At 70.8% G+C, this 25,246-nt stretch carries 27 protein-coding genes and 1 pseudogene; 7 read left to right on the top strand and 21 right to left on the bottom strand.

Annotation, left to right across the window (positions count from 1 at the left end; all coding sequences use genetic code 11):
* The first annotated feature begins 69 nt into the window (after window positions 1-69).
* The 3 genes and pseudogenes from GEV10_04985 (at window position 70) to GEV10_04975 (ending at window position 3,914) form a co-directional block, all read left to right on the top strand.
* Window positions 70-1,487 (top strand): annotated as a pseudogene (locus GEV10_04985) (sodium:solute symporter family protein).
* 143 nt (window positions 1,488-1,630) lie between these two features.
* The gene (locus GEV10_04980; GenBank protein ID MQA77824.1) at window positions 1,631-2,872 is read left to right on the top strand and encodes an FAD-dependent oxidoreductase; all 1,242 of its coding nucleotides are present in this window, start codon (window positions 1,631-1,633) and stop codon (window positions 2,870-2,872) included.
* 187 nt (window positions 2,873-3,059) lie between these two features.
* Window positions 3,060-3,914 (top strand): lysozyme, encoded by an 855-nt coding sequence (locus GEV10_04975; GenBank protein ID MQA77823.1) that lies wholly within the window; start codon window positions 3,060-3,062, stop codon window positions 3,912-3,914.
* Between the two features lie 31 nt (window positions 3,915-3,945).
* On the opposite strand, the gene GEV10_04970 is transcribed toward GEV10_04975, so the two are convergent.
* From GEV10_04970 to GEV10_04940, 7 genes are all read right to left on the bottom strand, one after another.
* Window positions 3,946-4,743: an alpha/beta hydrolase gene (locus GEV10_04970; protein ID MQA77822.1), complete on the bottom strand. Its 798-nt coding sequence runs from the start codon at window positions 4,741-4,743 to the stop codon at window positions 3,946-3,948.
* A gap of 3 nt (window positions 4,744-4,746) precedes the next feature.
* On the bottom strand, window positions 4,747-5,019 hold the full coding sequence (locus GEV10_04965) for a DUF2516 family protein (protein ID MQA77821.1): 273 nt from the start codon (window positions 5,017-5,019) through the stop codon (window positions 4,747-4,749).
* 127 nt (window positions 5,020-5,146) lie between these two features.
* Window positions 5,147-5,650 carry a hypothetical protein gene (locus GEV10_04960; GenBank protein ID MQA77820.1) on the bottom strand — a complete coding sequence of 168 codons (504 nt, stop codon included), beginning with the start codon at window positions 5,648-5,650 and terminating at the stop codon, window positions 5,147-5,149.
* Window positions 5,651-5,664: 14 nt separating this feature from the next.
* On the bottom strand, window positions 5,665-6,123 hold the full coding sequence (locus GEV10_04955; protein MQA77819.1) for a helix-turn-helix domain-containing protein: 459 nt from the start codon (window positions 6,121-6,123) through the stop codon (window positions 5,665-5,667).
* A gap of 82 nt (window positions 6,124-6,205) precedes the next feature.
* Window positions 6,206-7,543 (bottom strand): diguanylate cyclase, encoded by a 1,338-nt coding sequence (locus tag GEV10_04950; GenBank protein ID MQA77818.1) that lies wholly within the window; start codon window positions 7,541-7,543, stop codon window positions 6,206-6,208.
* 925 nt (window positions 7,544-8,468) lie between these two features.
* Window positions 8,469-9,422: an asparaginase gene (locus tag GEV10_04945; GenBank protein ID MQA77817.1), complete on the bottom strand. Its 954-nt coding sequence runs from the start codon at window positions 9,420-9,422 to the stop codon at window positions 8,469-8,471.
* A 3-nt stretch (window positions 9,423-9,425) separates the two neighbouring features.
* Window positions 9,426-10,697, bottom strand: coding sequence for a DNA polymerase IV (locus GEV10_04940; protein MQA77816.1), 1,272 nt, complete (start codon window positions 10,695-10,697; stop codon window positions 9,426-9,428).
* A 92-nt stretch (window positions 10,698-10,789) separates the two neighbouring features.
* On the opposite strand from GEV10_04940, the gene GEV10_04935 reads away from it, so the two are divergent.
* Window positions 10,790-11,215 carry a D-tyrosyl-tRNA(Tyr) deacylase gene (locus GEV10_04935; GenBank protein ID MQA77815.1) on the top strand — a complete coding sequence of 142 codons (426 nt, stop codon included), beginning with the start codon at window positions 10,790-10,792 and terminating at the stop codon, window positions 11,213-11,215.
* Between the two features lie 190 nt (window positions 11,216-11,405).
* Here the strand turns inward: GEV10_04935 and GEV10_04930 are convergent, their stop codons facing one another.
* The 11 genes from GEV10_04930 to GEV10_04880 form a co-directional block, all read right to left on the bottom strand.
* Window positions 11,406-11,657: a hypothetical protein gene (locus GEV10_04930; GenBank protein ID MQA77814.1), complete on the bottom strand. Its 252-nt coding sequence runs from the start codon at window positions 11,655-11,657 to the stop codon at window positions 11,406-11,408.
* A gap of 276 nt (window positions 11,658-11,933) precedes the next feature.
* Window positions 11,934-12,137, bottom strand: a complete 204-nt coding sequence (locus GEV10_04925; GenBank protein MQA77813.1) for a DUF397 domain-containing protein — start codon at window positions 12,135-12,137, stop codon at window positions 11,934-11,936.
* A gap of 3 nt (window positions 12,138-12,140) precedes the next feature.
* Window positions 12,141-13,013, bottom strand: a complete 873-nt coding sequence (locus GEV10_04920) for a helix-turn-helix domain-containing protein (GenBank protein ID MQA77812.1) — start codon at window positions 13,011-13,013, stop codon at window positions 12,141-12,143.
* A gap of 68 nt (window positions 13,014-13,081) precedes the next feature.
* Window positions 13,082-13,318, bottom strand: a complete 237-nt coding sequence (locus GEV10_04915; protein ID MQA77811.1) for a DUF397 domain-containing protein — start codon at window positions 13,316-13,318, stop codon at window positions 13,082-13,084.
* A 37-nt stretch (window positions 13,319-13,355) separates the two neighbouring features.
* Window positions 13,356-14,210 carry a hypothetical protein gene (locus GEV10_04910; protein ID MQA77810.1) on the bottom strand — a complete coding sequence of 285 codons (855 nt, stop codon included), beginning with the start codon at window positions 14,208-14,210 and terminating at the stop codon, window positions 13,356-13,358.
* A 64-nt stretch (window positions 14,211-14,274) separates the two neighbouring features.
* Window positions 14,275-15,258 (bottom strand): folate-binding protein, encoded by a 984-nt coding sequence (locus GEV10_04905; GenBank protein ID MQA77809.1) that lies wholly within the window; start codon window positions 15,256-15,258, stop codon window positions 14,275-14,277.
* A 45-nt stretch (window positions 15,259-15,303) separates the two neighbouring features.
* Window positions 15,304-16,062 (bottom strand): alpha/beta fold hydrolase, encoded by a 759-nt coding sequence (locus tag GEV10_04900; protein ID MQA77808.1) that lies wholly within the window; start codon window positions 16,060-16,062, stop codon window positions 15,304-15,306.
* A 3-nt stretch (window positions 16,063-16,065) separates the two neighbouring features.
* Window positions 16,066-16,482, bottom strand: coding sequence for a transcriptional repressor (locus tag GEV10_04895; protein ID MQA77807.1), 417 nt, complete (start codon window positions 16,480-16,482; stop codon window positions 16,066-16,068).
* A 19-nt stretch (window positions 16,483-16,501) separates the two neighbouring features.
* The gene (locus GEV10_04890; GenBank protein ID MQA77806.1) at window positions 16,502-16,978 is read right to left on the bottom strand and encodes a hypothetical protein; all 477 of its coding nucleotides are present in this window, start codon (window positions 16,976-16,978) and stop codon (window positions 16,502-16,504) included.
* Between the two features lie 41 nt (window positions 16,979-17,019).
* Window positions 17,020-19,188, bottom strand: coding sequence for an RNA degradosome polyphosphate kinase (locus tag GEV10_04885; GenBank protein MQA77805.1), 2,169 nt, complete (start codon window positions 19,186-19,188; stop codon window positions 17,020-17,022).
* A 65-nt stretch (window positions 19,189-19,253) separates the two neighbouring features.
* Window positions 19,254-19,754 carry a DUF1794 domain-containing protein gene (locus tag GEV10_04880; protein ID MQA77804.1) on the bottom strand — a complete coding sequence of 167 codons (501 nt, stop codon included), beginning with the start codon at window positions 19,752-19,754 and terminating at the stop codon, window positions 19,254-19,256.
* Window positions 19,755-19,844: 90 nt separating this feature from the next.
* Here GEV10_04880 and GEV10_04875 point away from each other — a divergent pair, with 90 nt between their 5' ends.
* Window positions 19,845-21,059 carry a tetratricopeptide repeat protein gene (locus tag GEV10_04875; protein MQA77803.1) on the top strand — a complete coding sequence of 405 codons (1,215 nt, stop codon included), beginning with the start codon at window positions 19,845-19,847 and terminating at the stop codon, window positions 21,057-21,059.
* Here GEV10_04875 and GEV10_04870 read toward each other — a convergent pair.
* Entirely contained in the window at window positions 21,056-22,015 is a 960-nt protein-coding gene (locus GEV10_04870) for a GntR family transcriptional regulator (GenBank protein ID MQA77802.1), read from the bottom strand. The two genes, GEV10_04875 and GEV10_04870, sit on opposite strands and share 4 nt — an antisense overlap.
* Window positions 22,016-22,181: 166 nt before the next feature.
* Between GEV10_04870 and GEV10_04865 the strand changes: the two genes are divergently transcribed.
* Both GEV10_04865 and GEV10_04860 read left to right on the top strand, forming a co-directional pair.
* Window positions 22,182-22,880, top strand: coding sequence for a DUF2306 domain-containing protein (locus GEV10_04865; protein MQA77801.1), 699 nt, complete (start codon window positions 22,182-22,184; stop codon window positions 22,878-22,880).
* A 60-nt stretch (window positions 22,881-22,940) separates the two neighbouring features.
* Entirely contained in the window at window positions 22,941-23,702 is a 762-nt protein-coding gene (locus GEV10_04860; GenBank protein MQA77800.1) for an NAD-dependent epimerase/dehydratase family protein, read from the top strand.
* A gap of 227 nt (window positions 23,703-23,929) precedes the next feature.
* Here GEV10_04860 and GEV10_04855 read toward each other — a convergent pair whose 3' ends face one another.
* Together GEV10_04855 and GEV10_04850 are read right to left on the bottom strand one after the other, a co-directional pair.
* On the bottom strand, window positions 23,930-24,229 hold the full coding sequence (locus GEV10_04855) for a DUF1416 domain-containing protein (protein MQA77799.1): 300 nt from the start codon (window positions 24,227-24,229) through the stop codon (window positions 23,930-23,932).
* Entirely contained in the window at window positions 24,226-25,065 is an 840-nt protein-coding gene (locus GEV10_04850; GenBank protein ID MQA77798.1) for a sulfurtransferase, read from the bottom strand. The genes GEV10_04855 and GEV10_04850 overlap by 4 nt, the downstream gene beginning before the upstream one ends.
* Window positions 25,066-25,246: the final 181 nt, after the last annotated feature.

Raw genomic sequence — 25,246 nt, 5'->3', positions numbered from 1 at the left:
AGAACGTCCAGTGACCGGGGATGCGCGGGACTCTACGGTGAGGCAGCAACTCCCGAGAGGAGATCTGCCATGGCGGTCCTCGACTGGTTGCTGCTCGCCCTCTACTTCGTGGCCCTGATCGTGATCGGTGTCCAGACGATGCGCCGTGTGCGCAACGCCGACGACTTCGCGGTAGCCGGCAACCGGATCGTCTGGCCGGTGCTGTTCGGCAGCCTCGCGGCCGCCTTCCTCGGCGGCGGAGCGTCGCTGGGCAACGCGAGCACCGTCTTCTCCGACGGCTACGTCTACATGTTCGCGTTCTTCGCGTTCGGCATCCAGACGTTCCTCGTCGGGGTGTTCGTGGCGCCGCGCCTCAAGCGCTACCGCGGCGCACACACCGTCGGCGACGTGATGGAGCAGCACTACGGCCGGCCGGCCCGCCTGCTGACGGGAGTGCTGTCGCTCGCGCTGTGCGCAGGCATCCTCGGCGCACAGGCGCTCGCCGTCGGCACGGTCGTGAACGCCACGATCGGCCTGCCCACGACCGCCTCCATCGTCGTCGGCATGGGCATCGTGGTGCTCTACTCCACCTTCGGCGGGGCGTGGGCCGTGATCCAGACCGACATGCTGCAGTTCGTCTTTCTCGGGGTGCTGCTCCCTCTCGCACTCGTGATCGGGCTCGTCCAGGTGGGTGGCCCGGCCGCGCTCGCCGAGGCGGCACCGGCCGGGCACCTGACGGTGCTCGGCGACTACAGCCTGCCGGCGTTCCTCAGCATCTTCCTCGCGTTCCTGCTCGGCGAGACGCTGGTGCCGCCGTACACGCAACGCACGTTCGCGACGCCGGACAGCGCCAACGCCCGCAAGGCGCGCTCGCGGGCGTGTTCTCCTTCGGCTTCTTCTTCGTCACGGCGAGCCTCGGACTCGTCGCGCTCGCCAGGTTCCCCGGCATCGACCCTGACCAGGCGCTGCCGACGATCGTGATGAAGCTCCTGCCGATCGGTCTCACCGGCCTGCTCGTCGCTGCGCTGCTGGCGGTGGTGATGTCGACCGCGAGCTCGTACCTGAACTCGATAGCGGTGGTGTTCGTGAAGGACATCTACCTGCCGTTCGTCAACCCGTCCGTCTCTGCGACGCGGCGGCTGTGGCTCGAGCGCGTGCTGAGCCTCGTCGTCGGCGTGGCCGCGACGCTCTTCGCGGTGAGCGTGCCGAGCATCGTCGATGCCCTGCTCTACAGCTACGCGCTGTGGGCGCCGACGGTCATCATCCCGCTGCTGGCGGCCGTGCTGTTCGGGACGCGATCGGCTCCCGCGGCCCTGTCCGCGATCGCCTGCGGTGGCACGGTCACCGCGCTGTGGACCTGGGTGTGGGACGAGCCGTACGGGGTCACCGGCCTCGCGGCGGGCGTCGTCACGAACCTCGTCGTCTTCACCGTCGTCACGGTCGTCACCCGCGGCAGAGCCGGCTCGGTGACCGCTGTGCCCGCCGTCGGGGCGAGAGAGGTGTCCTGAGATGTACGCGTTCCTGCTCTACGCCGTACCGATCGTGCTCATCGTCGTGACCCTGTGGGCCGGCTGGCTCGGCTTCCGGTTCTACGTCGCCGAGGTCGTCCGCGGCGGCGACCCGACCGACGACGGCAGGGAGTGAGGCCGTCGTGCACGTGGTGGTCGTCGGAGGCGGGGTCGTGGGCCTGTGCTGCGCGCGGGATCTCGCCGCGCACGGCGCGGAGGTAACGGTGCTCGACACCGGAGCCGGACCCGGTGTGGCAGGGCCTGCGAGCGCGGGGTGGATCGTGCCGGTGCTCTCCGCACCGCTGTCCGGTCCTGGGGTGGTGCCCCACTCGACGCGCCAGTTCCTCGGCGGGCGCGCGCCGTTCAGCGTCCACCCGGCACCGCCGGGACGGCTCGTCCGCTGGCTCTGGGGGTTCGTGCGCAGCGGCAACGCCGTACGCCATCGCGACGGCCTCCGCGCGATGCTCGACCTCGGGTCGCGCAGCGTCGCGCTGTTCGCGAAGCTGAAGGCGGCAGGACTCGCGTTCGAGATGCACGAGACCGGTCTCGTCCTCGCGGCGCGGACGTCCGAGGGCCTCGACGAGGCCGTCGCCCTCGCCGAAGGTGCACACGACGCCGGGTACGACCACGCGTACGAGGTGCACGACGGCGCCGCCCTGCGCGCGCTCGAGCCCGCCCTCGCCGCGGGTCTCGCCGGCGGCGTGCACGCCCGGGGCGAGGCACATGTGCGGCCGGAACAGCTCCTCGACGCGCTGACCCGCGACGTCGAGGGGCGCGTCGAGCTGCGCACCGGCATCGCGGCGCGCGGCATCGCGTCCGGTCGGGGAGGCGTCCGCGTCGCGACGAGTCGCGGGGATCTCGACGCGGACCGGGTGATCGTCGCCGCCGGGGTCTGGTCGGGCCGGCTGCTGCGCGATCTCGGCGTCCGCGTCCCGCTGCTCCCCGCCGGCGGGTACAGCCTGACGGCCGAGGGTGACGGCACGGCACCCGCGCACGCGCTCAAGCTGGTGGAGCCGAGCCTCGCCCTCGCCCCGTTCGCGGACGGGGTGCGGATCGCCGGCCGGTTCGACCTCGGCCGCGGCACGGGAGCGTACAGCCGCGGCGCGGTCGCGCAGCTGCTCGCGCGGACCCGGGAGTACCTCGCGGACTGGCGGCCGAGGCAGCCGTACCTCGAGTACGCGGGCATGCGGCCGGCGACGTCCGACAGCCTGCCGCTCATCGGCCGCGTCCCCGGGCACGACGGCGTGTTCGCGGCGACGGGTCACGGCATGCTCGGGCTGACGCTGGCACCCGCGACCGCCGCCGCTCTCGTCCCCCACGTACTCGGCGACGCCGCGCCCGCGGTGCTCGCACCGTTCGCACTCGACCGCTTCGCCCGGCGGTGACGGTCCGTCCCCCATCGCCGCGCGGTCATCGGGGGGACGCCCGTTGCTGTGGGTAAGTTTCGCCGACAACCCTTGTCTTGGTGGGAACTTGTGCGCACACTCCTGGTGACGGTCGCCTCACGGACGGTTCGGTTCGTGCCCCCCTGGTGGCCGTCGGTGCCAGCACGAATCCCTCCGAGGAGCCCTCATGTCCCCATTGCCTCGATCACCCCGACGCCGCCTCGCCACCGCGCTCACCGTGCCGCTCGCGGCGACGGCACTCCTGCTCGCCGGCACGGGAACGGTGTCCGCCGCACCGTCCGGCGGCGACGACGCCACAGCCGACAAGCCCGCGGTCACGAAACGAGGTGACGCGTACATGGGCTGGTCCAACCACGGCGAGGGCCCGAGCAGCCCGCCGAGCACATCGCGTCAGGCGTCGGTCGCCGGGATGGACGTCAGCGGACACCAGGGCAACGTGAACTGGCAGGGCGCGTGGAACGCCGGCGCGCGGTTCGCGTACGTCAAGGCGACCGAGGGCAACTACTACAAGAACCCGTACTTCACCCAGCAGTACAACGGCTCATACAACGTCGGGATGATCCGCGGCGCGTACCACTTCGCGACGCCGAACGACTCCAGCGGCGCGAACCAGGCGAACTACTTCGTCGACCGCGGCGGTGCCTGGTCACGCGACGGCAAGACCCTGCCGGGCGCGCTCGACATCGAGTACAACCCTTACGGGGCCACGTGCTACGGCAAGAGCCAGGCGGCGATGCGCAGCTGGATCGCCGACTTCATCAACACGTACCACGCGCGCACCGGCCGGTGGGCGACGATCTACTCGACGACCGACTGGTGGACCCAGTGCACCGGCAACTACGGCGGTTTCGCGAGCAACAACCCGCTGTGGATCGCGCGCTACGCCTCGAGCCCGGGCGCGCTGCCCAACGGCTGGGGCTTCTACACGTTCTGGCAGTACAACGACCACGGCACCTTCCCCGGTGACCAGAACGTCTTCAACGGCGCCCACGACCGCCTGGTCGCCCTCGCCAACGGCTGAATCCGGTCGCGTCCGGGTAGGTGGCCACCACCTACCCGGACGCGAGGAAGCCGGTGAGCACCTCGCGCAGCTCGCGCCGACCCAGCCACATCTCGCCGGGGCGGGCGAGGACGTGCAGGCGTGCCGCGGGCAGGAGGCCCGCCAGCTCCTCGCCGACCGCGAGCGGGTGGAGCGGGTCGTCGCGCTGACTCACGACGAGCACCGGCACGTCGATCGCACGCAGTGACGCACGGTCGTCCACGGGCGTCGCGAACGGCAGCGTGCGCAGGGCACGCAGCGTCTCGGCCGGGCCGTCGACCAGCTCCTGTGCCGCGCGCCGGTAGTGCTCGCGCGCCTCGTCGACGTCGCGAACCTGTGGCGGCTGACCCGACAACATCGACCGCGCGACGCCCGCGACGTCTCCCGCGACGACCCGGCCGGCGAGTGACCGCCAGATCGCGCGATCCGTCCGCACGACGTCGACAGCGGCGGGCAGCATCAGCACGACGCGGGTGAAGCGGTGTGGATCGGCGGAGAGCAGCCGGAGCAGGGCGCCGGAGCCGAGCGACATGCCGACCGCCTGCGTCGCCGCGACGTGGTCGGAGACGGCCGACAGCTCCGCCGCGAGACCCGCGTAGTCCCACCGGCCGTCGGTCGCCCGGGTGCGTCCGTGCCCGCGGAAGCTCAGGAACGCCGCGGTGCCCGCCACACCCGATGCGAGCGTCCTGGCCTCGTCGATCGAGCCGAGCAGGCCGTGGGCGTACACCGTGACCGGTGCGCCGGTACGGGTGACGAGGTACTCGACCTCACCCGTCGCGGTCGGCAGCAGCGAGGTGTGCGGCGCGCGCACGGGTCAGTAGCCGCGGCCCAGCTCGCGGATCGCCGGCCGCACGTCGAGGCGGTACACCAGCGCGGCGATCAGGCCGATGATCCCGAAGATGCCGAAGACGTTGACGACGCCCACCAGCGTGGCGGCGGTCGCGACACCGAGGATGACCAGCCAGAACGCCTTGCTCTGCTTGCTCACCGCCTCGTACGCGCGCGACGGACGGATCGCGGCGTCGATGAACGACACGATCTCGATCACGATCACGACGAGGGTCAGGGCGAGCTGGAAGAGCTCCAGCGGCCAGAACCAGCCGGTCAGCACGAACACTCGCTCAGCCTAACCCGACCGGCGCCCCTGTCGCGTTCCGGCACATGATCACCTCGGGCTCCGCCGGTGGTCGCGGCGGAGCCCGAGGTGATCGGCGTCAGGACTTCTTCGGTGAGGCCTTCTTGGTGGTGCTCTTCGTCGCCTTGCCGTTCTTGGCTGCCGACGAGGTCTTGGTGCCCGTGCGGCTCGCGGCCGCCTTGGGCGCGGTGGTCTTGCGGGCACCGGACTCCGTGACCGTCGCGGCGGCCTGGCCGCCGAACGCGTCGACGAGCTTCTTGCCGCGGACGCTGAGTCCGTCGTAGACCTCGGCGGCGCGGTCGCTCGCGGTGATCGCGGCGTCGACGACGGTGGTCGGCAGGTCGCGGACGCGGGTCTGCACGTCGGTGCGGACGTGCTGGGCCTTCGTCGGCAGGGCACGTGCCTCGTCGCCGAACTCGGCGAAGCGACGCTCGAGCCCGAGCGCGCGGAACCGCTGCTCGACGTGACGGAGCTTCTCGACGGCGAGGTCGCCGACGCCGGCGACGGCGTACAGCGGCTTGGACACGGGGGCGTTGTCGAGCGCCTTGGTGATCTCGTGACGGACGTCGGTGATCGTGGGCATGGGGAGGTTTCCTCCTACGAGGTCGTCGTGGTGCGTCTGGTGGTCGGGGATTGCGCGGCGGCCGGACGCTTGCGCGGCGGCGCACCGGTCGAGCGCGGCGTCGTCGCCGCGTCGGCGGACCCGTCGCCGCGGAGATCGTTCTCCTTGCGGAACGAGCCGTAGATCTCGAGGAGGACTTCCTTCTGCCGCTCCGTGAGGTGGGTGTCCGCGGCAACGGCCTCGGTCACCTCGGTGTCGGCATGGCGGTCCTCCAAGATGCCGGCCCGGACGTACAGGACCTCGGCCGAGATACGCAGACCCTTGGCGATCTGCTGCAGGATCTCGGCGCTCGGCCGACGCAGCCCGCGTTCGATCTGGCTGAGGTACGGGTTGGAGACGCCCGCGGTCTTCGCGAGCTCGCGCACCGAGATGTGCGCCTTCTCCCGCTGCTCCCTGATGAAACTCCCGAGGGAGCCGACGTTCAAGCTGGCCATGCACCGAGCCTCGCACGAAGTGCTAGCAATTGCAAGCGGGTCAGCTAGCGGTGTCGGGTGGGACGGGTCACCGTGCCTCCGGTCAACGCGCCCGCGGGGACTCGGCGACCCGCGGCTGCTCCTCCGGCTCCACCTCGAACTGTGCGACGGGCTCGTCGTCGACGGTGTCGCCGGCCGTCACCGCGTCGGCCGCGTGCAGCCTGCGGGCGATCACCACGCGGTTGCGGCCACGCCGCTTGGCGGCGTACAGCGCCTCGTCGGCGGCTGCCAGCATCTCCGAGAGCGAGCCGTCCGAGCTCTCCAGCGTCGCCACCCCCAGCGACACGCTGAGCCTGATCGTGCCGGACTCCAGGGCGATCGGATCGGCGGCGACGTTGCGCCGCAGGCGTTCCGCGATCGACTTCGCGTTGACCACGCCGATGCCGGACAGCAGGATGACGAACTCCTCGCCGCCGAAGCGGCCGAGGATGTCCCCTTGGCGCAGCAGAGCCTGCAACCGCTGGGCGACGGTACGCAAGGCGTCGTCACCTGCGAGATGCCCGTGCTCGTCGTTGACGAGCTTGAAGTGGTCGATGTCGCAGATCAGCACGCTCGTCGACTCGCGCGCCTTCTTGGCGCGGCTGAGCTCCATCTCGGCGTCCTGCTCCCAGGCGCCGGCGTTGAGTACCGCGGTCTTGGAGTCGGTGCGCGACATGTGCCGTAACTGCTCGTGCAGCAGGCCTCGGTGGAGCAGGATCACCGGAGGCACGGCGAGCGCGATCAGCAGCGGTGCCTCCCGCGCCAGCACGCCGACGATGATGCCGATGCAGATCTCGACGCCGGAGTACATGAGCATCTCCAGGTCGATCAGCTCGCGCATCCGGTCGCGCTGGGTGAGCCACAGCACGATGGCCACCAGGCCGATGTTCCATGCACGAGCAAGCACCGCGGCGACGATCGCGGCACCGAACCATGCCAGCATCGAGCTTCCGTCGTCGATCAACGCGTGAAAGAGCGTCGACGCCAATCCGTCGCCCACGGCCAATGTCGCGATCGTGAAGACCTGCCGGTGCCGGTTCGTCCGCCTTCGCACCGACCGTTGCCAGTTCAAGACGAAGAACACCGGCGCGATAACCGCCAGGAAAGGCGGTAGCATGAACAGAATCGGCAGCTTCCAGGCGGAGTTCAAGTCCTGCCGAAATTCGGTCGCGACGCCGCGAAGAAACCCGCGACTCGTCTCCGCCACGATGACGCCGCAGGCGAGCAGCATGCCGAGCAGGCCGATGTCCCTGAGCGTGGGCGGCTCCTGCCAGTACTGCCACACCCCGAGGAGCGCCGCACTGGCGACGACGAGCGTGATGTAGACGCGCAGGCGAAGCGGCAACTGCCAGAACGGCCAGCTGCGGAGCCCCCGAGCGGCGGTCACGACTACCTCCCGCATCACTCTCGGCTGGTCATGCGCAGGTTGATCACACCAATGCGTCTCTCTGAGCTTACTCTCTGCGTACGCGGAGAGCACTGGGCACAGCGCGTCTATGCAAAACGCGTGGTGTCGACACCCGCTTCTCGATTGAGCGACACTGCGAGCGTAAGTCGCGCGGAGCGGTGGCCGCGGCGATCTGACGGTAGATCGGCATCACTGCTGTGAGGTCGGCACCTCGCTCGCTCGTTTGACCCCCGGTCCGCGCGGTGACGGCGAGTCCGGACACCATGGCTCCCCCGCCGGATCGTGTCCGACCCGAAGGAGTAGCGCCATGCGTGCTTGCAGACGGGTCACGTCGCCGCAACCTGCTAACGAGCGAGTCCATCAGGGGATACCCCCTCGATCGGCCCGACTTCGGTCGGTGCCGTACGGCGTGACAAACCTGCGCCACGTCAGCTCACGAACACCAACAGAATCCCCGCGACAGCACGAGGAGCACCGCCATGCGCGACGTCCACTGGTGAGCACGCCGAACGCCGACAACCCACCGACCCGCGAGGAGCACCGCCATGCGCGACGTCAACTGGTGAGCACGCAGCACTCCCACCGTCCGACCGAGTAGCGAGGTACCGCCATGCGCGACGTCCACTGGTGACCAACCCCACGACCCGATCACTGCACAACTCTGAGGAGCACCGCCATGCGCGACGTCCACTGGTGAGCCGCAGCGTCCGTACCAGGCGCCACGCCGGAGGTCGAGACATCCGTCGAGATCGCCACTGACCGGAGTCCTGGTAACACCAAGCGTTACATCTGACGCCGCTGAACCGATATCCACCTACGACTCCCTTCCCCCACGACTGATCACTCGAGAAGGAGCTCCACCGTGCGCGACGTCCACTGGTGATCACAGGGCGTCACTCAGCTCGACCTCACCCCGGTCTTAGAGCCCGAGAACCCGAACTTCCCCGACCGAGCGGCCCCCACCGAGAACCGGCGCCGTGGCCAGCTCGTCGAGGATCGGAGCGCTCACACCGAGCGCCTTCAACAGGGCCACCGTCACAGGCGTGCGAGCCCGCTGACTGCCGTCAGCGATCTTGACGGCGAGCGCGGCCCCGCCCTGCAGGCCGGCAGCATCGACTCCTTCGGCCCCACCCTTGTTCATGAGGCCGCGCACCCCACGCATCAGTCGAGCCTCCTCACGCTCGGTACCCGAGGTGAGCTCGGGATACGCGCGGAACGCATCGGCCACCCGACGCGCCCCGGTGCCGGGATCTGACGAGACGACCGATCGATACGCGCGGACGAGCCCGGTCAGGGTGATCGCGAAGAGCGGCGCGCCACAGCCGTCGACGCCGGTGTGGGCGACCCGTTCGCCGGCGAGTTCCTCCACCGTCGCCCTGATCTCCCGCTGCAGCGGGTGCGCCGGGTCGAGGTAGGTCTGCGTCGGCCAGCCGGCGGCGACGCAGGTCGCGAGCATCGCCGCGTGCTTGCCCGAGCAGTTCATCCGCAGCAGGTCGGGGCCCTCGCCCGCCACGTAGCTCGCCCGGAGGGCGGCCGGGTTCATCGGCATCGCCGGCGGGCACTGCAGCGCCGACGGGTCGAGGCCCGCCGAGTCGAGCAGGCGGCGGACACCCTCGACGTGCATCGGCTCGCCGGAGTGCGACGCGCTCGCCAGGGCGAGCAGGTCGTCGGGCAGGTCGAGCCCGGCGCGGACCATACCGACCGTCTGCAGCGGCTTGTTCGACGAGCGCGGGAAGCACGGCCGGTCGACGTCACCGAGGGCGAGGACGACCTTGCCGTCGGAGTCGATCGCGACGGCCGAGCCCGTGTGCGTCGACTCCACGAAACCCGATCTGACGACCTCGGCGAGGATGGGCAGAAGCGCTGAGCTCACGTCTCAGACTATCCGGAGCCGGGGGTCGTCGCGGACGACGGTGCGGGTCGGGCCGGGACCCGTCTCCCGGGTCTCGAACCTGACCACGACCCGCTCGTCGTCGACCCTGACCAGCCAGCCGCGGCCGTGATCGGCGTGCTCGACGTCGTGCCCGACGAGCAGCCGGCGCGGCTCGTCGCCGTCGGTGGAGTCGGGCAGGGCGAGGTCGTCGAGCCAGAGCTCCGGCTGGGATCCTGTCACGAGGCCGGCGACGCCGACCCCCAGCAGCCGCACCCCGTCGGACGTGTCGACCTCGGTGAGCAGCCGGCGCGCGACCCGGGCCACCACGGAGGGCTCGTCGGTGGCGGCGGGCAGCGTGGACGAGCGGGTGTGGGTGGCGAAGTCGTACAGCCGCACCTTGACCGTGACCGTGCGCGCGGCGAAGCCGGAGCGTCGCAGGCGCTCGGTGACCCGGACGGCCATGCGGTCGCTGGTCGCGCGCAGCCAGGACGGATCGGCGACGTCGCTGTCGAAGGTGTCCTCGATGCTGATCGACTTGCTCTCGCGCTCGGTCTGGACCAGCCGGTCGTCCTGCGCACGCGCGAGGCGGTGGAGCCCGCCGCCGTGCGCCGCGCCGAGAAGTCCGGTGAGCTCGCGCTCGGTCAACCGCTCGAGCTCGGCGATCGACCGCACCCCCGCACCCGCCAGCCGGTCGGCCGTCGCCTTGCCGACGCCGGGGATCGTGGTCACCGGCATCGGCCGCAGCAGGTCACGCTCGTCGCCGGGCGGGACGACGACGAGGCCGTCGGGCTTGCGCAGGTCGGAGGCGATCTTCGCGATCAGCTTGGACGTGCCGGCGCCGACCGACGCGGTGAGCCCGGTGGCCTCGCGGATGCGCCGCTTGAGCTCCGCGCCCAGCGCGACCACGGCCGCCCGGTCGAGTGGGCGGTGGCCCGAGTCGGCGAGGTCGACGAACGCCTCGTCGAGCGACAGCGGCTCGATGCGGGGCGAGAGCTCGCCGAGCACGCCCATGACGATGTCGCTCGCGGCGCGGTACGGCTCGAACCTCGGGACCAGATAGGTCGCCTGCGGGCAGCGGCGGCGGGCCTCGCCCGTCGACATCGCCGAGTGCACGCCGTAGGCCCGGGCCTCGTAGCTCGCCGTCGACACCACTCCGCGGGGACCGAGCCCACCCACCACGATGGGCCGGCCGCGCAGCGACGGCTTGTCGCGCTGCTCGACCGCCGCGAAGAACGCATCGAGGTCGAGGTGCAGGATGCTCGGCTCGTCGCGCACCACGCCCTGCCTTCGCCTCGACCGTTCGTCGCACACATGTTCGCACGCACGTCCGACAGGTCCGCGGACCTCACGACGGATACGCTCGGCGGATGCGCGCGGTCGTCCAGCGGGTGCGGGAAGCGAGCGTCACGGTGGCCGGGGAGACCGTCGGCGCGATCGACGGACCCGGGCTGCTCGCCTTCGTCGGGATCACCCATGCCGACGACGAGGCGACGGCGGCCAAGCTCGCCGCCAAGATGTGGGGGCTGCGCATCCTCGACGGGGAGAGGTCGTGCTCCGACGTCGATGCGCCGCTGCTCGTCGTCAGCCAGTTCACCCTCTACGCCGACACGCGCAAGGGACGCCGACCGTCGTGGTCGGCGGCGGCACCGGGCGCGGTCGCCGAACCACTCGTCGACTCCGTCGTGGCCGAGCTGCGGCGGCTGGGCGCGACCGTCGCGACCGGCCGCTTCGGCGCGGACATGCGGGTCGGCCTCGTCAACGACGGTCCGGTGACCCTCATCGTCGAGGCCTGAGCGGCAGGGACACGTTCGCGGAGGGTTTCGCGGAGGGTGTGGCGGCGATCTCGGGGTCATCGCCGCCACACCCACGGTCCTCGCAGGCTCCGAGGGTCCCACCTGGTGACCTGCGAGGGCGTTGGATCGAGGCCGGGCAGCGGCATCGGGGCCTCCGCTGCCCGGCCTCGGGCTCATGGACGCCGGAGCGTCATCCTCCCGGCCCGGTCTGCGCCCGCCTGCGCGCCGAGCTGACCCGCTTCCGCGCGCCGTGGACGTGTCCGGCCCGGATCAGGTCCTCGATCACATGCGCATCCGCGTCGGAGAGCACGCCCTCGCGCCTGGCGTCGTCCATCGTCTGCATCGCGGCGAGCTGACCCGCACTGAGGTCGTCGACCTTGGTCCACGGGAGGCCACGACGTTCGGCGCCGTGGTCGTGGTCTGACGGGGCTCCGCTCTGCACCGGTGAATCTCCGCTTTCCGAGTCTCGGTCTGTGCATCGGCGACTCATGATCTGTGATTCACAGAAGCTGAGTCTGCACTCTACGCTACGTCAGTTTGTGGTGACAAGCCGTCTCCATGAAGACGTCCACAAGACTTCCGTCGCGCTGACGGCCGGGCCGGGTGAGGCGTTGTAACGTTGGCCGCGCGTGTCTTGAGACAGGACGCGGACAAAGAAGATCCCCCGGGGGAGTGTGCGCTCCGCCGGGGGATCTTCGTCTGTGTTCGATACCGCGAGCTACAAATCGAAGCGGCCATCCTTGACGTCGCGCAGGAACCGCGCGAAGGTGGCGCGGTCGACGACCAGCGCGCCGTCGTCGGGCCGCTTGCTGTCACGCACGGCCGTCACGCCGCGGAGGTTCGCTGCGACCTCCACACATTGGTTGGCGCCGTTCTGGCTGTAGCTGGCCTTCCGCCAGACGGCTTGAGACAGGTCGGTCATGATCTACTCCAGTGTTGTCGCGATCTTCTCCAGATATGCGGTCGTGCCGGACGGCGTGGCGGCGGCCACGCGGGTACGTTCGAAGGACTCGATGTAGGTCTCGGCCTGCGCCCGATCGCTGATCTCGGGCACCGCCAGGTCGGTCTCGGCGAACACGACGCTCGGTTCGTCCCCGTCGAAGTCGAAGACGGTCACGGGCCCCAGGATCCCGGGATGTGGGCCGTCGGCGAAGCGGATGATCCGCAGCTCGATGTTGGCCCGCTTGCTCATCTCCATCAGGTGTTTGACCTGCGCCCGCCGGTCGTCGCGGCTGCCCCAGTGGTACCTCAGCGCCGCTTCCGTGAGCACCGCGACGAACTGTGGCGCGGTGCCGTCGTCGCGCTCGAGGACCTCCTGCCGGCGCAGGCGCGTCTCCAGCGCTCGCTGCCGCCACTCCGGCTCTCGGTTACCGCCCCGCATGCCCGCCTCGATGTAGGCCGTGGTGGCGAGCAGTGCCGGCACGAGCAGCGGCACGTAGACGCGGATGCGCGTCGCGTCGGCCTCATAGCCTGCGTACTCGTTGTCGAACACGTCGGGGTAGTCGCGCCACCACGCGCGTTCGCGGGCCTTGATGGCCAGGTCCTCGAGCTCACGCCGCTGCTCCTCGGATTTCTCGTAGAGCCGGAGCAGGTCGCGGACGTCGGACATCTCCGGCCGCCGCCAGGTGTTGCTCTCGAACCTGCCGACCTTGCCGCGTCCCCAGTCGAGCTTGTCGCAGACCTGGTTGGCGGTGAATCCGTTCGCCAGCCTGAGCTCGGTCAGGCGGCGCGACAGCCTCCGCTTGGCGATCGTCGATCCGTAGGCGCTGCCGCTCACCTCGGATCCCCTCCTTGACAGAGCAACGTCACCATACTATGCCTGCCCAACTTGTGAATCGCAAGTCGCGTACCTTCGCCTTCGAGCGGTCAACCGCCGTCCGGTGTCGCCGCGTCGTCGAACTCGCGGCCGCGTGCGCCGCGGACGAACGCGTCCCACTCGGCGTGGTCGAAGACGAGCACCTGGCCGCCGCCGGCGCGTACCAGGATCCACTCACCGGCGAACGCGACCTCGAGGTCCGTGGCACTGTCACCGGAACGCCGCCAGGTCAGCGCGTCGACGTCGACGCCCAGATCGTGCACGGTCGGCTTGGACCGATCGGACACGGAACCCGCCTCCCCTCACCCGGCCCCCGGCCCCGGCTCACGGCTTGCGCGCGACCCCGGCGTGGGCCCACCGGCCGATGTCGTCGTCAGCCTCGACGGGGTCCTCGCAGCCCCAGATGCCCATGAACGTGATCTTGGGGTCGGCGCCCTCGTACGGGGGCACCATGTCCAGGCCGGTGAAGAACCACTCCACCTGCTCGCGGTTGCGGAAGTAGATCATCTGATCCGCACCGCGGTAGATGCTGGAGATCGCCTGCACGGGGCCGGCGGCCTGCTTGTCGGCGGTGATGTGGGTCAGCGCGAGGTAGCTGCCGGAAGCCAGGGCGTCGACGTAGGTCTTCATCATCCCCCACGGGTCCGCGTCGTCGGAGATGAAATGGAGCACCGCCGTGCACAGCAACGCGGTGGGCTGCGTCAGGTCGATGACTCCGCGCAGCTCGGGCCGCGCCAACACGTCCTCCGGCTCACGCAGGTCGGCCTCGACCACGGCCACGTGCGGTGAGTCGGCGACCAGCTGCTGCCCCGCGGTGACCGTGCGCGGGTCGATGTCGACATAGACCACGCGGGCGTCCGAGGAGACGCGCTGCACCACCTGGTGGGTGTTGTCCTGGGTCGGCAGACCGGCACCCAGGTCGACGAACTGGCGGACGCCCTGCTCGGCCAGCCAGCGCGCCACCCGCTGGTGGAAGCTGCGGTTCGCCCACGCCATCGACTCGACGTCGGGCATCAGCGAGCGCAGCTTCTCCGCCGTCTCCCGCTCGAGCTGGGTGTGGTGGTCGCCGCCCAGGTAGACGTCGTAGACGCCGGCCGTGGTCGGCCTGGCAGGACCCGTCCCCGTGGCCTGCTCAGCTTCAGTCATCTCTCCTCCAAGAACGCAGCTTGACGCGAGCATACGTGTGAATCGCAGAGGGAGACGACGAGGATCGGCGTGACGGCCCGCGAGCGGGAAGGGACGTTCAGTCGCCGAGAAGCTGCTTCGGACGCAGGTGCAGGCCGGCGTCCGGGGACACGATGACCTCCTGGGACGCGGCGACGCCGCCGGCGAGCAGCGGTGTGTCGACGGGGGTCGACCGCTTCACCAGGGCCAGCGCGATCGGGCCCAGCTCGTGATGGCGCGCAGCGCTACCGACGAAGCCCACCTCGCGGCCGTCGGCCTCGACCGGGTCGCCGTGCGCGGGCAGCGTCTCGACCGAGCCGTCGAGGTGGAGGAACACCAGCCGCCTCGGGGGGTGGCCCGTGTTGTGCACCCGGGCGACGGTCTCCTGGCCGCGGTAGCAGCCCTTGTCCATGTGGACGGCGGTGCCGATCCAGCCGACCTCGTGCGGGATCGTCTTGTGGTCGGTCTCGCGGCCGAACCGCGGCTCGTGCGCCGCGATCCGCAGCGCGTCGTACGCCCAGACACCGGCCGGGTCGCCGCGCCGCTCCGCGTACGCGGGCAGCTCGCCGCGGGGCACGAACAGCTCGCGACCACGGTCGGACACCCGGGCGAGGTACGGCGTCATGGTGTCGTTCGGGGGCTCCCAGACCACCGCGAGCTCGTCGGTGAGGTCGGTGATCTCGACGTCGGAGCGGAACTGCATCAGGTCGAGGAACTCGACCAGCGGAGCTGCCGTGCCCGGCTCGACGTGCATGGTCACGGCCTCGCCGTCGTCGACGAGGGAGAGGGCGTGCTCGACCCGGCCCTGCGCGGAGAGCAGCAGCGCGGTTGCCGCCTCGTGCGGCGCGAGGTGCTCCAGGTGCTGGGTGGTGAGCAGGTGCAGCCAGCCGAGCCGGTCGGGTCCGCTCACCCGGACGACGGCACGGTGGGACAGGTCGACGAAGCCGCGACCGTCCTCGAGCGCGCGTTGCTCACGGACCGGGTCACCGTAGTGCCACGCCACCCCCTCGTCGGGCGGGTCGGCGGGCACGGCACCTGGCAGGGAGAGAAGCGGGCTGTCCACGCCCTCCACACTAGGTGGTCTCCCGGCCACCTGTCGGCCGCGTGGCTAATGGTCGCTGAGCCAGTCGGCGACGGTCGACACCAACCAGCCGCGGTGTGAGCGGTGGACGTCGTGCCCGCCTCCCGTCGCCTCGCGGAACTCGCCGCGCGGGATGGCGTCGGCCATCTCCCTGACCAGCTCCGGCGGGCAGAACGGATCGTGGGTGCCGGTGATGAGCAGTGCGGGGCAGGTGATGAGCGCGGCCCGGGAGCGGCTGACGTCTCCGCCGCTCTCGATGATCGCCCCGAGCGCGCCGGCCCAGCTCTCCGTCATGATCCTGGCCTCCGCCACGCCGTACGCCTGGACCAGGTACGCCGCCAGTGTCTCGAGAGGACCGGCCGGGGCGTCGACTACGTGGGCGAGCGCGTCGAGCATCTCCGGCGACGTCTCGACCCGACCGGCCGCGCCCCAGGTGACCGCGGAGAGGGCACGACCGGGTGCGAGGGCCGCCATGAGGAGCGCCTCCTCGCCGCCGTCGCTGAAGCCGACCAGATGGGCGACGCCGACCTCGAGTCGGTCGAGCAGGCCGAGGAGGGCGCGGGCGTCGTCCAGGTAGTAGCCGGGCGCGTAGTGGCGCGGCTTGGGCTCCGACCGCCCGGACCCCGGCAGGTCGACGGCGACGACGCGGAACCCGGACACGAGCTCTCGCCTGAGGTGATCGAGCTCGATGATGCTGCCACCCCAGCCGTGCAGCAGCACGACGGTGTCACCGCGACCGGTGTCCTCGTAGTAGAGCCGCCGCCCGTCCGGCCCGGACCAGGCCATCCGTCAGCGACCTGCGCAGGCGGCGCAGCGGCCGAAGACGACGAGGTGGCCGAGGTCCGCCTCGAACCCCTGCTCGGCACGCAGCCGGTCGGCGAACCCGTCGGCGGCCTCGACCGGCGCCTCGCTCACGGTGCCGCACTCGCGACAGACGAGGTGGACGTGGTCGGCGTGGTCGACGACGTGGTAGGTCTCTGCGCTGCTGTCGAGGCGCGTGTGCCCGACGAGGCCGAGCTCGCCGAGCAGCTCGAGGGTGCGGTATACGGTCGCGAGGTCGACGCCGCCGGCCTCGCTGCGCAGGTGCCGGTAGACCTCCTCCGGCGTGGCATGACTCAGCTCGCGCAGCGCCTCGAGCACGAGCCTGCGCTGCTGCGTCAGCCGGTAGCCACGCGTACGGAGCAGGGCCACCCAGTCCTCGACCACGGGGCGAGTCTAGGCGGGCTCAGAAGACGCTGCCCTCGAGCTTGTGCCCGGCCTTGGAGAACGTCACCGGCACGCCGGGCCCGCGCGCGCCAGGATCGTTCTTCGCCATCCGCAGGAAGAGGAAGCTGAAACACAGCCCCACGACGAACCCCACGGGGATCAGGGCGTACTCGACACCGGGCTCCGTCGTGGTGTCGAAGCCGACGACCACCTTCACGAAGATCGCGACCGACAGCGCCGCGACGAGCACACAGCCGATCGCAGCCAGGGCCCAGATCCGGCGTGCCCACCTGGTCGCGCCAACGCTCAGCACGCGGTAGCGCACGCGTTCGCGGCACGCCTGGCACTTGACCACGAGCGGCGCGGGGTCCTTCCCCTCGGCCGGACGGTCGGCGATCACCGGCTGCCTCTTGTACGTGTAGAAACTGACCGGGTGCCCGTGCTGGACGCGGTGCAGGCAGAGCAGGTTGGTCTCCAGACGCGGACCGGGTGGCACGTCGGTCCTCCCGACCGAGAAATGAACGAGACCGCGTCAGCTTATCCGCGCGACGCCGGCCGCGTGCCGTTCGCTACGAGCTCGTCCTGGAAGTCGATGAGGTCGTCACCCGAGCGCCTGGTCCAGACGCCGTCGGCGTCGAGGTCCCAGGCCACGATGCGGTCGGACGTCGCGAGCTCGAGCAGCGTCTCGAGCCGTTCGCGGACCTTCGGATGCGCGATGCGGACCACCACCTCGACCCGGCGGTCGAGGTTCCTGTGCATCATGTCGGCGCTGCCGATCCAGTAGTCGTTGTCGCCGCCGTTGCGGAACCGCACGATGCGGGAGTGCTCGAGGAACCGGCCGAGGACGCTGCGGACGCGGACCGTCTCGGACAGGCCGGGCACGCCGGGACGCAGGGCGCACATGCCCCGCACGACGACATCGATCGGGACGCCCGCGCGCGACGCCTGGTAGAGCGCGTCGATGACCTCCTCGTCGACGAGCGCGTTGCATTTGAGGGTGATGCCGGCGGCACGACCGGCACGCGCGTGACCCGCCTCGCGGCCGATCATCTCGACGAGTCCGCCGCGGAGCGACTCCGGTGCGACCAGCAGCGTGCGGTAGCCACGGTGCCGCGTGTAGCCGGACAGGTGGTTGAACAGGTCGGTCAGGTCGGCGCCGACGTCCGGGTCGGACGTGAACAGGCCGAGGTCCTCGTACAGCCGGGCGGTCTTGGGGTTGTAGTTGCCGGTGCCGACGTGGGAGTACCTGCGCAGCGTGCCGTCGGCGTCCTGCCGCACGACGAGGCACGCCTTGCCGTGCGTCTTCAGCCCGACGATGCCGTAAACGACGTGGGCGCCCGCGCGCTCCAGCTGGCGGGCCCACCGGATGTTGGCCTGCTCGTCGAAGCGGGCCTTGATCTCGACGCACACGAGGACCTGCTTGCCCGACTCGGCGGCGTCGATGAGCGCGTCGATGATCGGCGATTCGCCGCTGGTGCGGTAGAGCGTCTGCTTGATCGCGAGCACCCGAGGGTCGGACGCCGCCTGCTCGACGAACGCCTGCACGCTCGTGCCGAACGACTGGTACGGGTGGTGGACGATCAGGTCGGTCTCGTTGAGCACCGAGAAGAAGTCGGGCGAGCGACCGTCCTCGCGCGCGCGCAGCAGCGGGTGGGTCTTCGGCAGGAACGACGGGCGGTCGAGCTCGGGCCGGTCGACGTCGGCGACGGCGAACAGGGCGCGCAGGTCGAGCGGCGGCGGCAGCCGGTAGACCTCGTCCTCGCGTACGCCGAGCTCGGCCAGCAGCAGGTCGAGCACCCGCCGGCTGGTGCCCGCCTCGACCTCCAGGCGTACCGGCGGACCGAACCGGCGCCGCTGGAGCTCGCGCTCCAGCACCTTGAGCAGGCTCTCGTCGTCGGCGCTCTCGACCTCGAGGTCCTGGTTGCGCGTGACCCGGAACGTCGACGCCTCGACGACCTCCAGGCCGCTGAACAGCCGCGGCAGGTGCGCCTCGATGATCTGCTCGAGCGGGACGAACCGCGCGTCACCCAGGGGGAACAGCCGCGGCAGGTTCGACGGCAGCTTGACCCGGGCGAAGTGCGCCCGGTCCTCGTCGTCGCGCACGACGACCGCGATGTTGAGGGACAGGCCGGAGATGTAGGGAAAGGGGTGCGCTGGGTCGACCGCGAGCGGCGTGAGGACCGGAAAGACCCGCTCATGGAAGAACTGCCGCGCCGTGGCGCGGTCGGACTCCGTGAGGTCGTCCCAGCGCACGATCTCGATGCCCTCCTTGACGAGGGCGGGGAGCACCTGGTCCTGGAACACCTGGACGTGGCGGTCCATCAGGTTCCTGGTGCCGGTGAGGACGGCGCTGAGCTCGCCGCGCGGGGTGAGCCCGCTGGACACGGTCGAGACGAGACCACCGGCGATCCTGCGGCGCAGGCTGGCCACGCGCACCATGAAGAACTCGTCCAGGTTGTTCGCGAAGATGGCGAGGAACCTGGCCCGCTCGAGCAGCGGGGTGGCGGGGTCCTCGGCGACGTCGAGGACGCGGGCGTTGAACTCCAGCCAGCTCAGCTCACGGTCGAGGAACCTGTCCTGCGGCAGCCCGGCTGTCGACACCGTGGACCGGGGCGGCGGGTTGAGCTCGTCCTCGACGTCCTCCACGAGCTTCTCGACGTACGACGGAGCACCGAACGTCAGGGTCTCCGCTGGGTCGATGGCCATGCATCAATAATGACTCGATCCGGCGAACCCGCGACACCCCGCAGGTAACGCGCCGGTGAACGGGGTCAGCCGGCCTTGACCAGCCGCGCCGACAGATGGGCCTGGAGCGGCTGCCCGACGGCGGCCATGTCGTACGCGTACGCGAGGTCGCCCTCCACCAGCCCGTACAGTCGGTGCCCGGCGGTGACCTCCTTGGCGGTGGAGGTGCGGACGACGGCGTCGGTGGCCAGCTCGATCCTGGCGCCGGTGAAGTCGCCGTACCAGATCTCGGCCACCCCGGTCGGGTGGCTGAGCACGACCTCCAGCCTGCCCTCGCCGATGGGACGCCAAAAGCCCGCCTCCGAGCCGCCGGGGCGCACCGGCTCGCCGGACTCGTCGGCGAGCCACGAGCGGCTCTCGTACGCGAGGAAGGGCTTGCCGACGTGGCTGAAGGTGACCTGCTGGACGAAGTTGAAGTCGCTCTCGAGGGTCGGGTACCCGCCGACGCCGGCGCCTCGCCAGGTACCGAGCAGGAAGCTCAGCGGCACGCAGGCCGGGTGCAGTTCGTTGGTTGGTGGGGCGCTCATGGCCGCCGGTAGAGCGTGTACGCCACGTAGCCCGCCGCCCACGCAATGCCGAGCGCGACGGCGATGAGGAGGCTTGCGTACAGCAGTTCCATGACCATGACTGTAGGGGATACCACCGGGGTACCCTGCCTCCACACGCGGAGGCTCTCCTGGGAGGGGGCGCTCGATCTCGTGGCCGGCCGGTTCGTCGACTTCTACGCACTGCTGAGCGTCCCGAGCGACGCCCCTCTCGACACCGTGCGCGAGGCGATCGTCGCGCAACGCCGGGTCTGGGAGCCGCGCCGCGACGACCCGGGCGAGGCCGAGCGCGACGCCGTCGGCGAGCGCGTGCGGGCCATCGATCTGGCCGAGGTGGTGCTCCTCGACCCCGAGCAACGCGCCGACTACGACGAGGAGTGGCACGGACGCCAGAACGGCTCGGCCAACGGCGCCGCCGCCGCGGCGGTGCATGCGGAGGCGCCCGCCGCCCCGGCCGACGCCCGCAGCGACCCCGCGCCCGTGCGCGTCCAGTCCGAGCTGCTCACGCTCGAGCCCCAGCGGTCGAACGGCACTCCGAGCACGACGAGCGCCGAGGTCGACGCGGCCGCGGAGCCGGCGCGAACGGCGCTGCGGGCGGGCGACACGGCGCGGGCGATCGACGCCTTCCACTACGCGATCCTGCGCCACCCACACGACCCGGCCCTGCACTTCGAGCTCGGCCAGGCGTACGTCCAGGCGGAGAACCACACGCAGGCCATCGGCGCCTTCGAGTCCGCCGCGCGGCTCGCGCCGCACGTCCCCGAGTACCGGGCGGCGGTCGGCGACGCGCTCGTCCACCTCGGCCGGCCAGGCGAGGCGATCGCGGTGCTGGAGCAGGTCGTCGCCGAGGCGCCGCGCGTCCCCTACCACCGGGCGGCGCTCGCCCAGGCGCTGCACGACACCTGCGTGCACGAGATGACCTCGCTCAAGGACGGCCTCGTCTGCCTCACCACCGCCGATCAGGCGCGCCTCGTCGACCGCTTGACCGGTCGGGCGCTCTCGCTGCTCGACCCGGATGACCAGAGCCAGCTCGCCCAGGACATCAGGGAGAAGCACGAGCTCGCGCGACTCGCCGTCCAGCGAGCCTGGCGGCCGCCGTTGCCCTGGTGGCTGATGGCGTCGTTCGCGGTCGTCATCGCCACGGGCTTCGCCCTGCTCATCGCCTGGTGGGTCGGGCTCGTGGCCCTCGCCGTGCTCGCCGCGGTCGCGTTCCTCCTCGGCCTCCAGCCGACCTGGTGGCACGTCGCGCGCGCCGCCCGCGAGGCCGACGCCATCGCCGAACCCTAGTCGCAGCGGCGAGAAGGATCAGGGACCTGGTCGTGATGCATGCGTGCGGCGACGTATGCGGCGAGGCCGTCGAGATGACGCTGGAGACCGAACTCGAAGATGACGTCGATGTCGGTGGCAGCGGCCTCGTCGATGGTGAGCGCACCGAACGTGGGAAAGTGACCGGCGCCGACCAGGTCGTCGAACCCTGTGCTGACCGCCGCCCAGCGCTGCTCGGCACTGACACCGGACTCCTGCTCGGCCTCACCCTCCATCGCGTGGCTGAGCGCCATCCCGCCGACGAAGCCGTTCAGCGACGAGACCGCGTGGATCATGTCGAGGTGGGTCAACCCGAGACCGTCGAGCGCCCGTAGCTGCCAGTCGACCTGGGCGATCGCCCGGGGCAGGAACGGCGGGTGGGCGACGGACGTCATCGCCGGTACCGCCACCCAGGGATGCCGGCCGTACACCCGCCAGTGCATCCGCGCGATCGTCTCCAGCCCGGCGCGCCAGCCGTCGGGATCCGAATCCGGAACGGGCTCCTCGCCGAACACGGTGTCGGCCATCAGCCGGACGAGCTCGGCCCGGCTCGGCACGTGGTGGTAGAGGGACATCACGCCGACGTCCAGTGCCGCCGCCACGCGACGCATCGACACCGCCGCCAGCCCCTCCGCGTCGGCGATGTCGACGGCACTGCCGACGATCTCGCCGACGGTCAGGCCGCGGGCCGGCGTCTGGTCGCGCACGCGCCGTGCCGGTGTGCGTACCACGGTGCCGACGCCTGGCACCGCCTCCACCAGCCCCTCGTGCCGCAACGTCGTCAGGACCTTGGTGGCCGTCGCCATGGCGACGCCGGACTCGGCGACTATCTGACGGGTCGACGGCACGGTGTCCCCAGGGCGCAGCTCGCCGGCCTCGATCCGCCGCCGGATCTGCCGGACGATCCGCTGGTACGGCGAGTCCCTGCCGACCGCCACCTCACACCTCCAGGTCAGTGCACTAGGTTAGCCACTGTACTCCAGATCCGGTGCACTAGTGCACTGGATCCCGCATAGCCCGGTAATGACACGGTTGCATGTGTTCGTAGTACGCTGCACTAGCAGAACGTACGGTGTACGACCGCCTCCATGAAACGGGTGCCGCATGGCGACGACGACCGACACGCCGCCCACCGGCCACCGGCCGGCCACCCGGCGACGGAGATGGTGGCAGCGTCCCTGGGTGGTGCCGCTGGCGCTCGTCGCCCTGGTGTTCCTCGCCTTCTCCGTACCGCCGTATGCGGCGCTGGACCCCGAGCTGTCCAGGATCCGGCCACCGGAGTCGTTCCCGCTGTACTATCCGGCGCTGGTCGGTCATGTCATGTTCGCCTCGGTCGCGATGGTGACGTGTTGCCTGCAGGTATGGCCGTGGTTCCGCCAGCGTTTCCCCGTCGCACACCGACGGATCGGGCGGGTCTACGTCTTCGGCGGTGCTCTGCCGGCGGGAGTCTGCGCTCTGGTCATCGCGGTCGCGGCACCGTTCGGGCCTGTCGCAGCCGCCAGCAACGTCGTGCTGGCGACGCTGTGGCTGACATGCACGGTCACCGGCTTCCGGATGGCGCGACAGCGCCGGTTCGCCGACCACAAGCGGTGGATGATTCGCAGCTTCGCACTGACCTTCTCGATCGTGACCAACCGCGTCTGGGGCGTCGTCCTCGCCATCGCCTTCGGCATGACTCCGGACCAGTTCGCCGACCCCGCCACCGCACAGACCCTGGCGGGCCTCACCACCTGGCTCGGCTGGACGCTCCCCCTGCTGGTCGCCGAATGGTGGCTGGTCGAGCGCCGCCCCCGCCGCCGTTGACACACGGCCTCCCGTGTCTCGGGATACGGACGCTGGCGTACCGGACCTCGGGACGAGACAATCGACCCCGTGCGCGCGTACTCCCTTCTCGTCGTCGGTGGCTGCGGCTGGCTCGGCTCCCTCGTGCTGCCGCATCTCGCGCAGGACCACGACGTGACCGTGCTCGACCTGCGTCCACCGTCGCTGCCGGTCTCCGGCGTGGCCTACCACGAGGGCGACGTGCGCGACTTCGACCTCGTCACCGGGCTCGCGTTCGGGGCCGACTCTCTCGTGTACCTGGCCACCGGCGCGCAGGATGGATGGGGCACGCCGCACACCATCCGCCAGCACTTCGACGCCGGCGTGACCGGCCTCCACCTCGCGCTCACGGCGGCGCACGGCGCGGGTGTGAGCCACGCCGTGTACGCGAGCAGCATGTCGGTCCACCGCCGCACCGTCGCCGGCACCGACCGACCGGCCACCGGCGACCAGCTCGCGCGGTTCCCCGACGAGAGCGCACAGCCCGACGCGCGTGACTTCTACGGTCTCGCCAAGCGGCTCGGCGAGGAGGTCTGCCGTGCGGCGTCCGACGAGTGGGGCATGGACACCGTGTGCCTGCGGCTGTCGCTGCCCACCCCTGACCACGAGTGGCCGCGGCGCGGCACGATCGTCGAGCAGCTGGTCAGCACGGCCGCGAGCGACGTGGCCTCCGCGGTCGAGGCGGCCGTCCGCTACCGGGGGCACGGGTTCGACGCGTTCGCGATCAGCGGCGACTCGGCCGGCCGGGTGATGAACCTCGACCGCGCGAAGCGGCTGCTCGGCTGGACGCCGCGCCCCCGGTAGCCGCCGGCGCGATCCCGACACCCCGGAGACAAGCAAGGGGCGCACGGCCAGGGGGGATCAGCCGTACGCCCCTTGTCCGACCACGTGTGGGTCGGGGGTCATCTCTGCAGAGTGACGACGCTTATCCTCGCACGTTCCGTAGGCGCGTGGCTATCGACCGTCAAGGTCGGCGCCATGCCACGACGGATCGCGCTGGTCATCACGCTCCGTGCCCCATTTGCCCCGGGTCAGACCGCAAGCGTGACCTGCGCGACGGTGCCGAGGTCGGTCGTCACCGTCTGCTGTGCCGCCTCGCGGCCGGGCACGAGGACGCGGACCGTCCACTCGCCGGGCGCCGCGTAGAAGCGGAACCCACCGTCGGGTCCGGTCGGCACCTCGGCGACGAAGTCACCCGAGGAGTTCAGCAGCCTGGCGTACGCCGGGTAGGCGGGCGCGTCGTCCTTCGAGACGGTGCCCGCCACCACGGCCTGCGTCGCCAGCCCGGCCTCGTCGATCTGGACGCCGCCCTCGGGTGCCGCGCAGCTCACTTGCCCTCCCCCGTCTCGACCGGCACGCCCACGAGCGAGCCCCACTCGGTCCACGAGCCGTCGTAGTTCTTGATGTTGGGCCGGTCGAGCAGCTCGTGCAGGGCGAACCAGGTGTGTGCGGAACGCTCGCCGATGCGGCAGTACGCGATCGTGTCGCGGCCGTCGTCGAGGCCCGCCTCGGCGTACAGCGCACGCAACTCGTCGTCGGACTTGAACGTGCCGTCCTCGTTCGCCGCCTTGGCCCACGGGATGTTGTGCGCCGTCGGGATGTGCCCGGCGCGCTGGGCCTGCTCCTGCGGCAGGTGGGCGGGCGCGAGCAGCCGGCCGACGAACTCGTCGGGAGACCGCACGTCGACGAGGTCGCGCTGACCGATGGCGGCGAGCACCTCGTCGCGCAGCGCGCGGATCGAGGAGTCGGCGTCCTTGGCCTGGTACTGGGTGCGCGAGCGGTCGGCGATGTCCTCGACGAGCTCGCGCGACTCGAGCTCCCACTTCTTGCGGCCGCCGTCGAGCAGGCGCAGCTTCTCGTGGCCGTAGAGCTTGAAGAACCAGTACGCGTAGGCCGCGAACCAGTTGTTGTTGCCGCCGTACAGCACGATGGTGTCGCCGTTGGCGACGCCACGGCTCGACAGCAGCTCCTCGAGCGCCGCCTTGTCGATGAAGTCGCGACGGACCGGGTCCTGCAGGTCCTGCTTCCAGTCGACCTTCACGGCACCCGCGATGTGCCCCTTGTCGTACGCGGTGGTGTCCTCGTCGACCTCGACGAGGACGACGCCCTGGTCGTTACCATGCTCCGCGACCCAGTCGGCGTCGACGAGTACCTCTGAACGGCTCATTCCTGTCCTCCTGTAGATGGAAGTCGTCATCGTGCAAACGGTGTGGCACGCCCGCGTATGCCGGAGAGATGGCGCGGAGGAGGTGCCTGCGTGCGCGGTGCCCGCGGATGTGACGACCGTCGAACGGTCAGCGGGAGGCGCGTGCCGAAACGCGACAGAGCGAGCTGTTCACGCGGACGTA

Source organism: Streptosporangiales bacterium, from assembly GCA_009379955.1.
Classification (GTDB): domain Bacteria; phylum Actinomycetota; class Actinomycetes; order Streptosporangiales; family WHST01; genus WHST01.
The sequence above is the reverse complement of the archived record's forward strand: the minus strand, read 5'-3'. Positions and strand labels throughout refer to the sequence as shown.

Coding starts and splice junctions, on each gene's coding strand:
- GEV10_04925 (MQA77813.1), bottom strand. CDS start 12,137: ATGACCGACCTGTCTCAAGCCGTCTGGCGGAAGGCCAGCTACAGCCAG.
- GEV10_04865 (MQA77801.1), top strand. CDS start 22,182: ATGGCGACGACGACCGACACGCCGCCCACCGGCCACCGGCCGGCCACC.
- GEV10_04880 (MQA77804.1), bottom strand. CDS start 19,754: ATGAGCGCCCCACCAACCAACGAACTGCACCCGGCCTGCGTGCCGCTG.
- GEV10_04900 (MQA77808.1), bottom strand. CDS start 16,062: ATGGCCTGGTCCGGGCCGGACGGGCGGCGGCTCTACTACGAGGACACC.
- GEV10_04885 (MQA77805.1), bottom strand. CDS start 19,188: ATGGCCATCGACCCAGCGGAGACCCTGACGTTCGGTGCTCCGTCGTAC.
- GEV10_04910 (MQA77810.1), bottom strand. CDS start 14,210: ATGCTCGCGTCAAGCTGCGTTCTTGGAGGAGAGATGACTGAAGCTGAG.
- GEV10_04935 (MQA77815.1), top strand. CDS start 10,790: ATGCGCGCGGTCGTCCAGCGGGTGCGGGAAGCGAGCGTCACGGTGGCC.
- GEV10_04950 (MQA77818.1), bottom strand. CDS start 7,543: ATGCGGGAGGTAGTCGTGACCGCCGCTCGGGGGCTCCGCAGCTGGCCG.
- GEV10_04955 (MQA77819.1), bottom strand. CDS start 6,123: ATGGCCAGCTTGAACGTCGGCTCCCTCGGGAGTTTCATCAGGGAGCAG.
- GEV10_04960 (MQA77820.1), bottom strand. CDS start 5,650: ATGCCCACGATCACCGACGTCCGTCACGAGATCACCAAGGCGCTCGAC.
- GEV10_04875 (MQA77803.1), top strand. CDS start 19,845: ATGACCATGACTGTAGGGGATACCACCGGGGTACCCTGCCTCCACACG.
- GEV10_04850 (MQA77798.1), bottom strand. CDS start 25,065: ATGAGCCGTTCAGAGGTACTCGTCGACGCCGACTGGGTCGCGGAGCAT.
- GEV10_04975 (MQA77823.1), top strand. CDS start 3,060: ATGTCCCCATTGCCTCGATCACCCCGACGCCGCCTCGCCACCGCGCTC.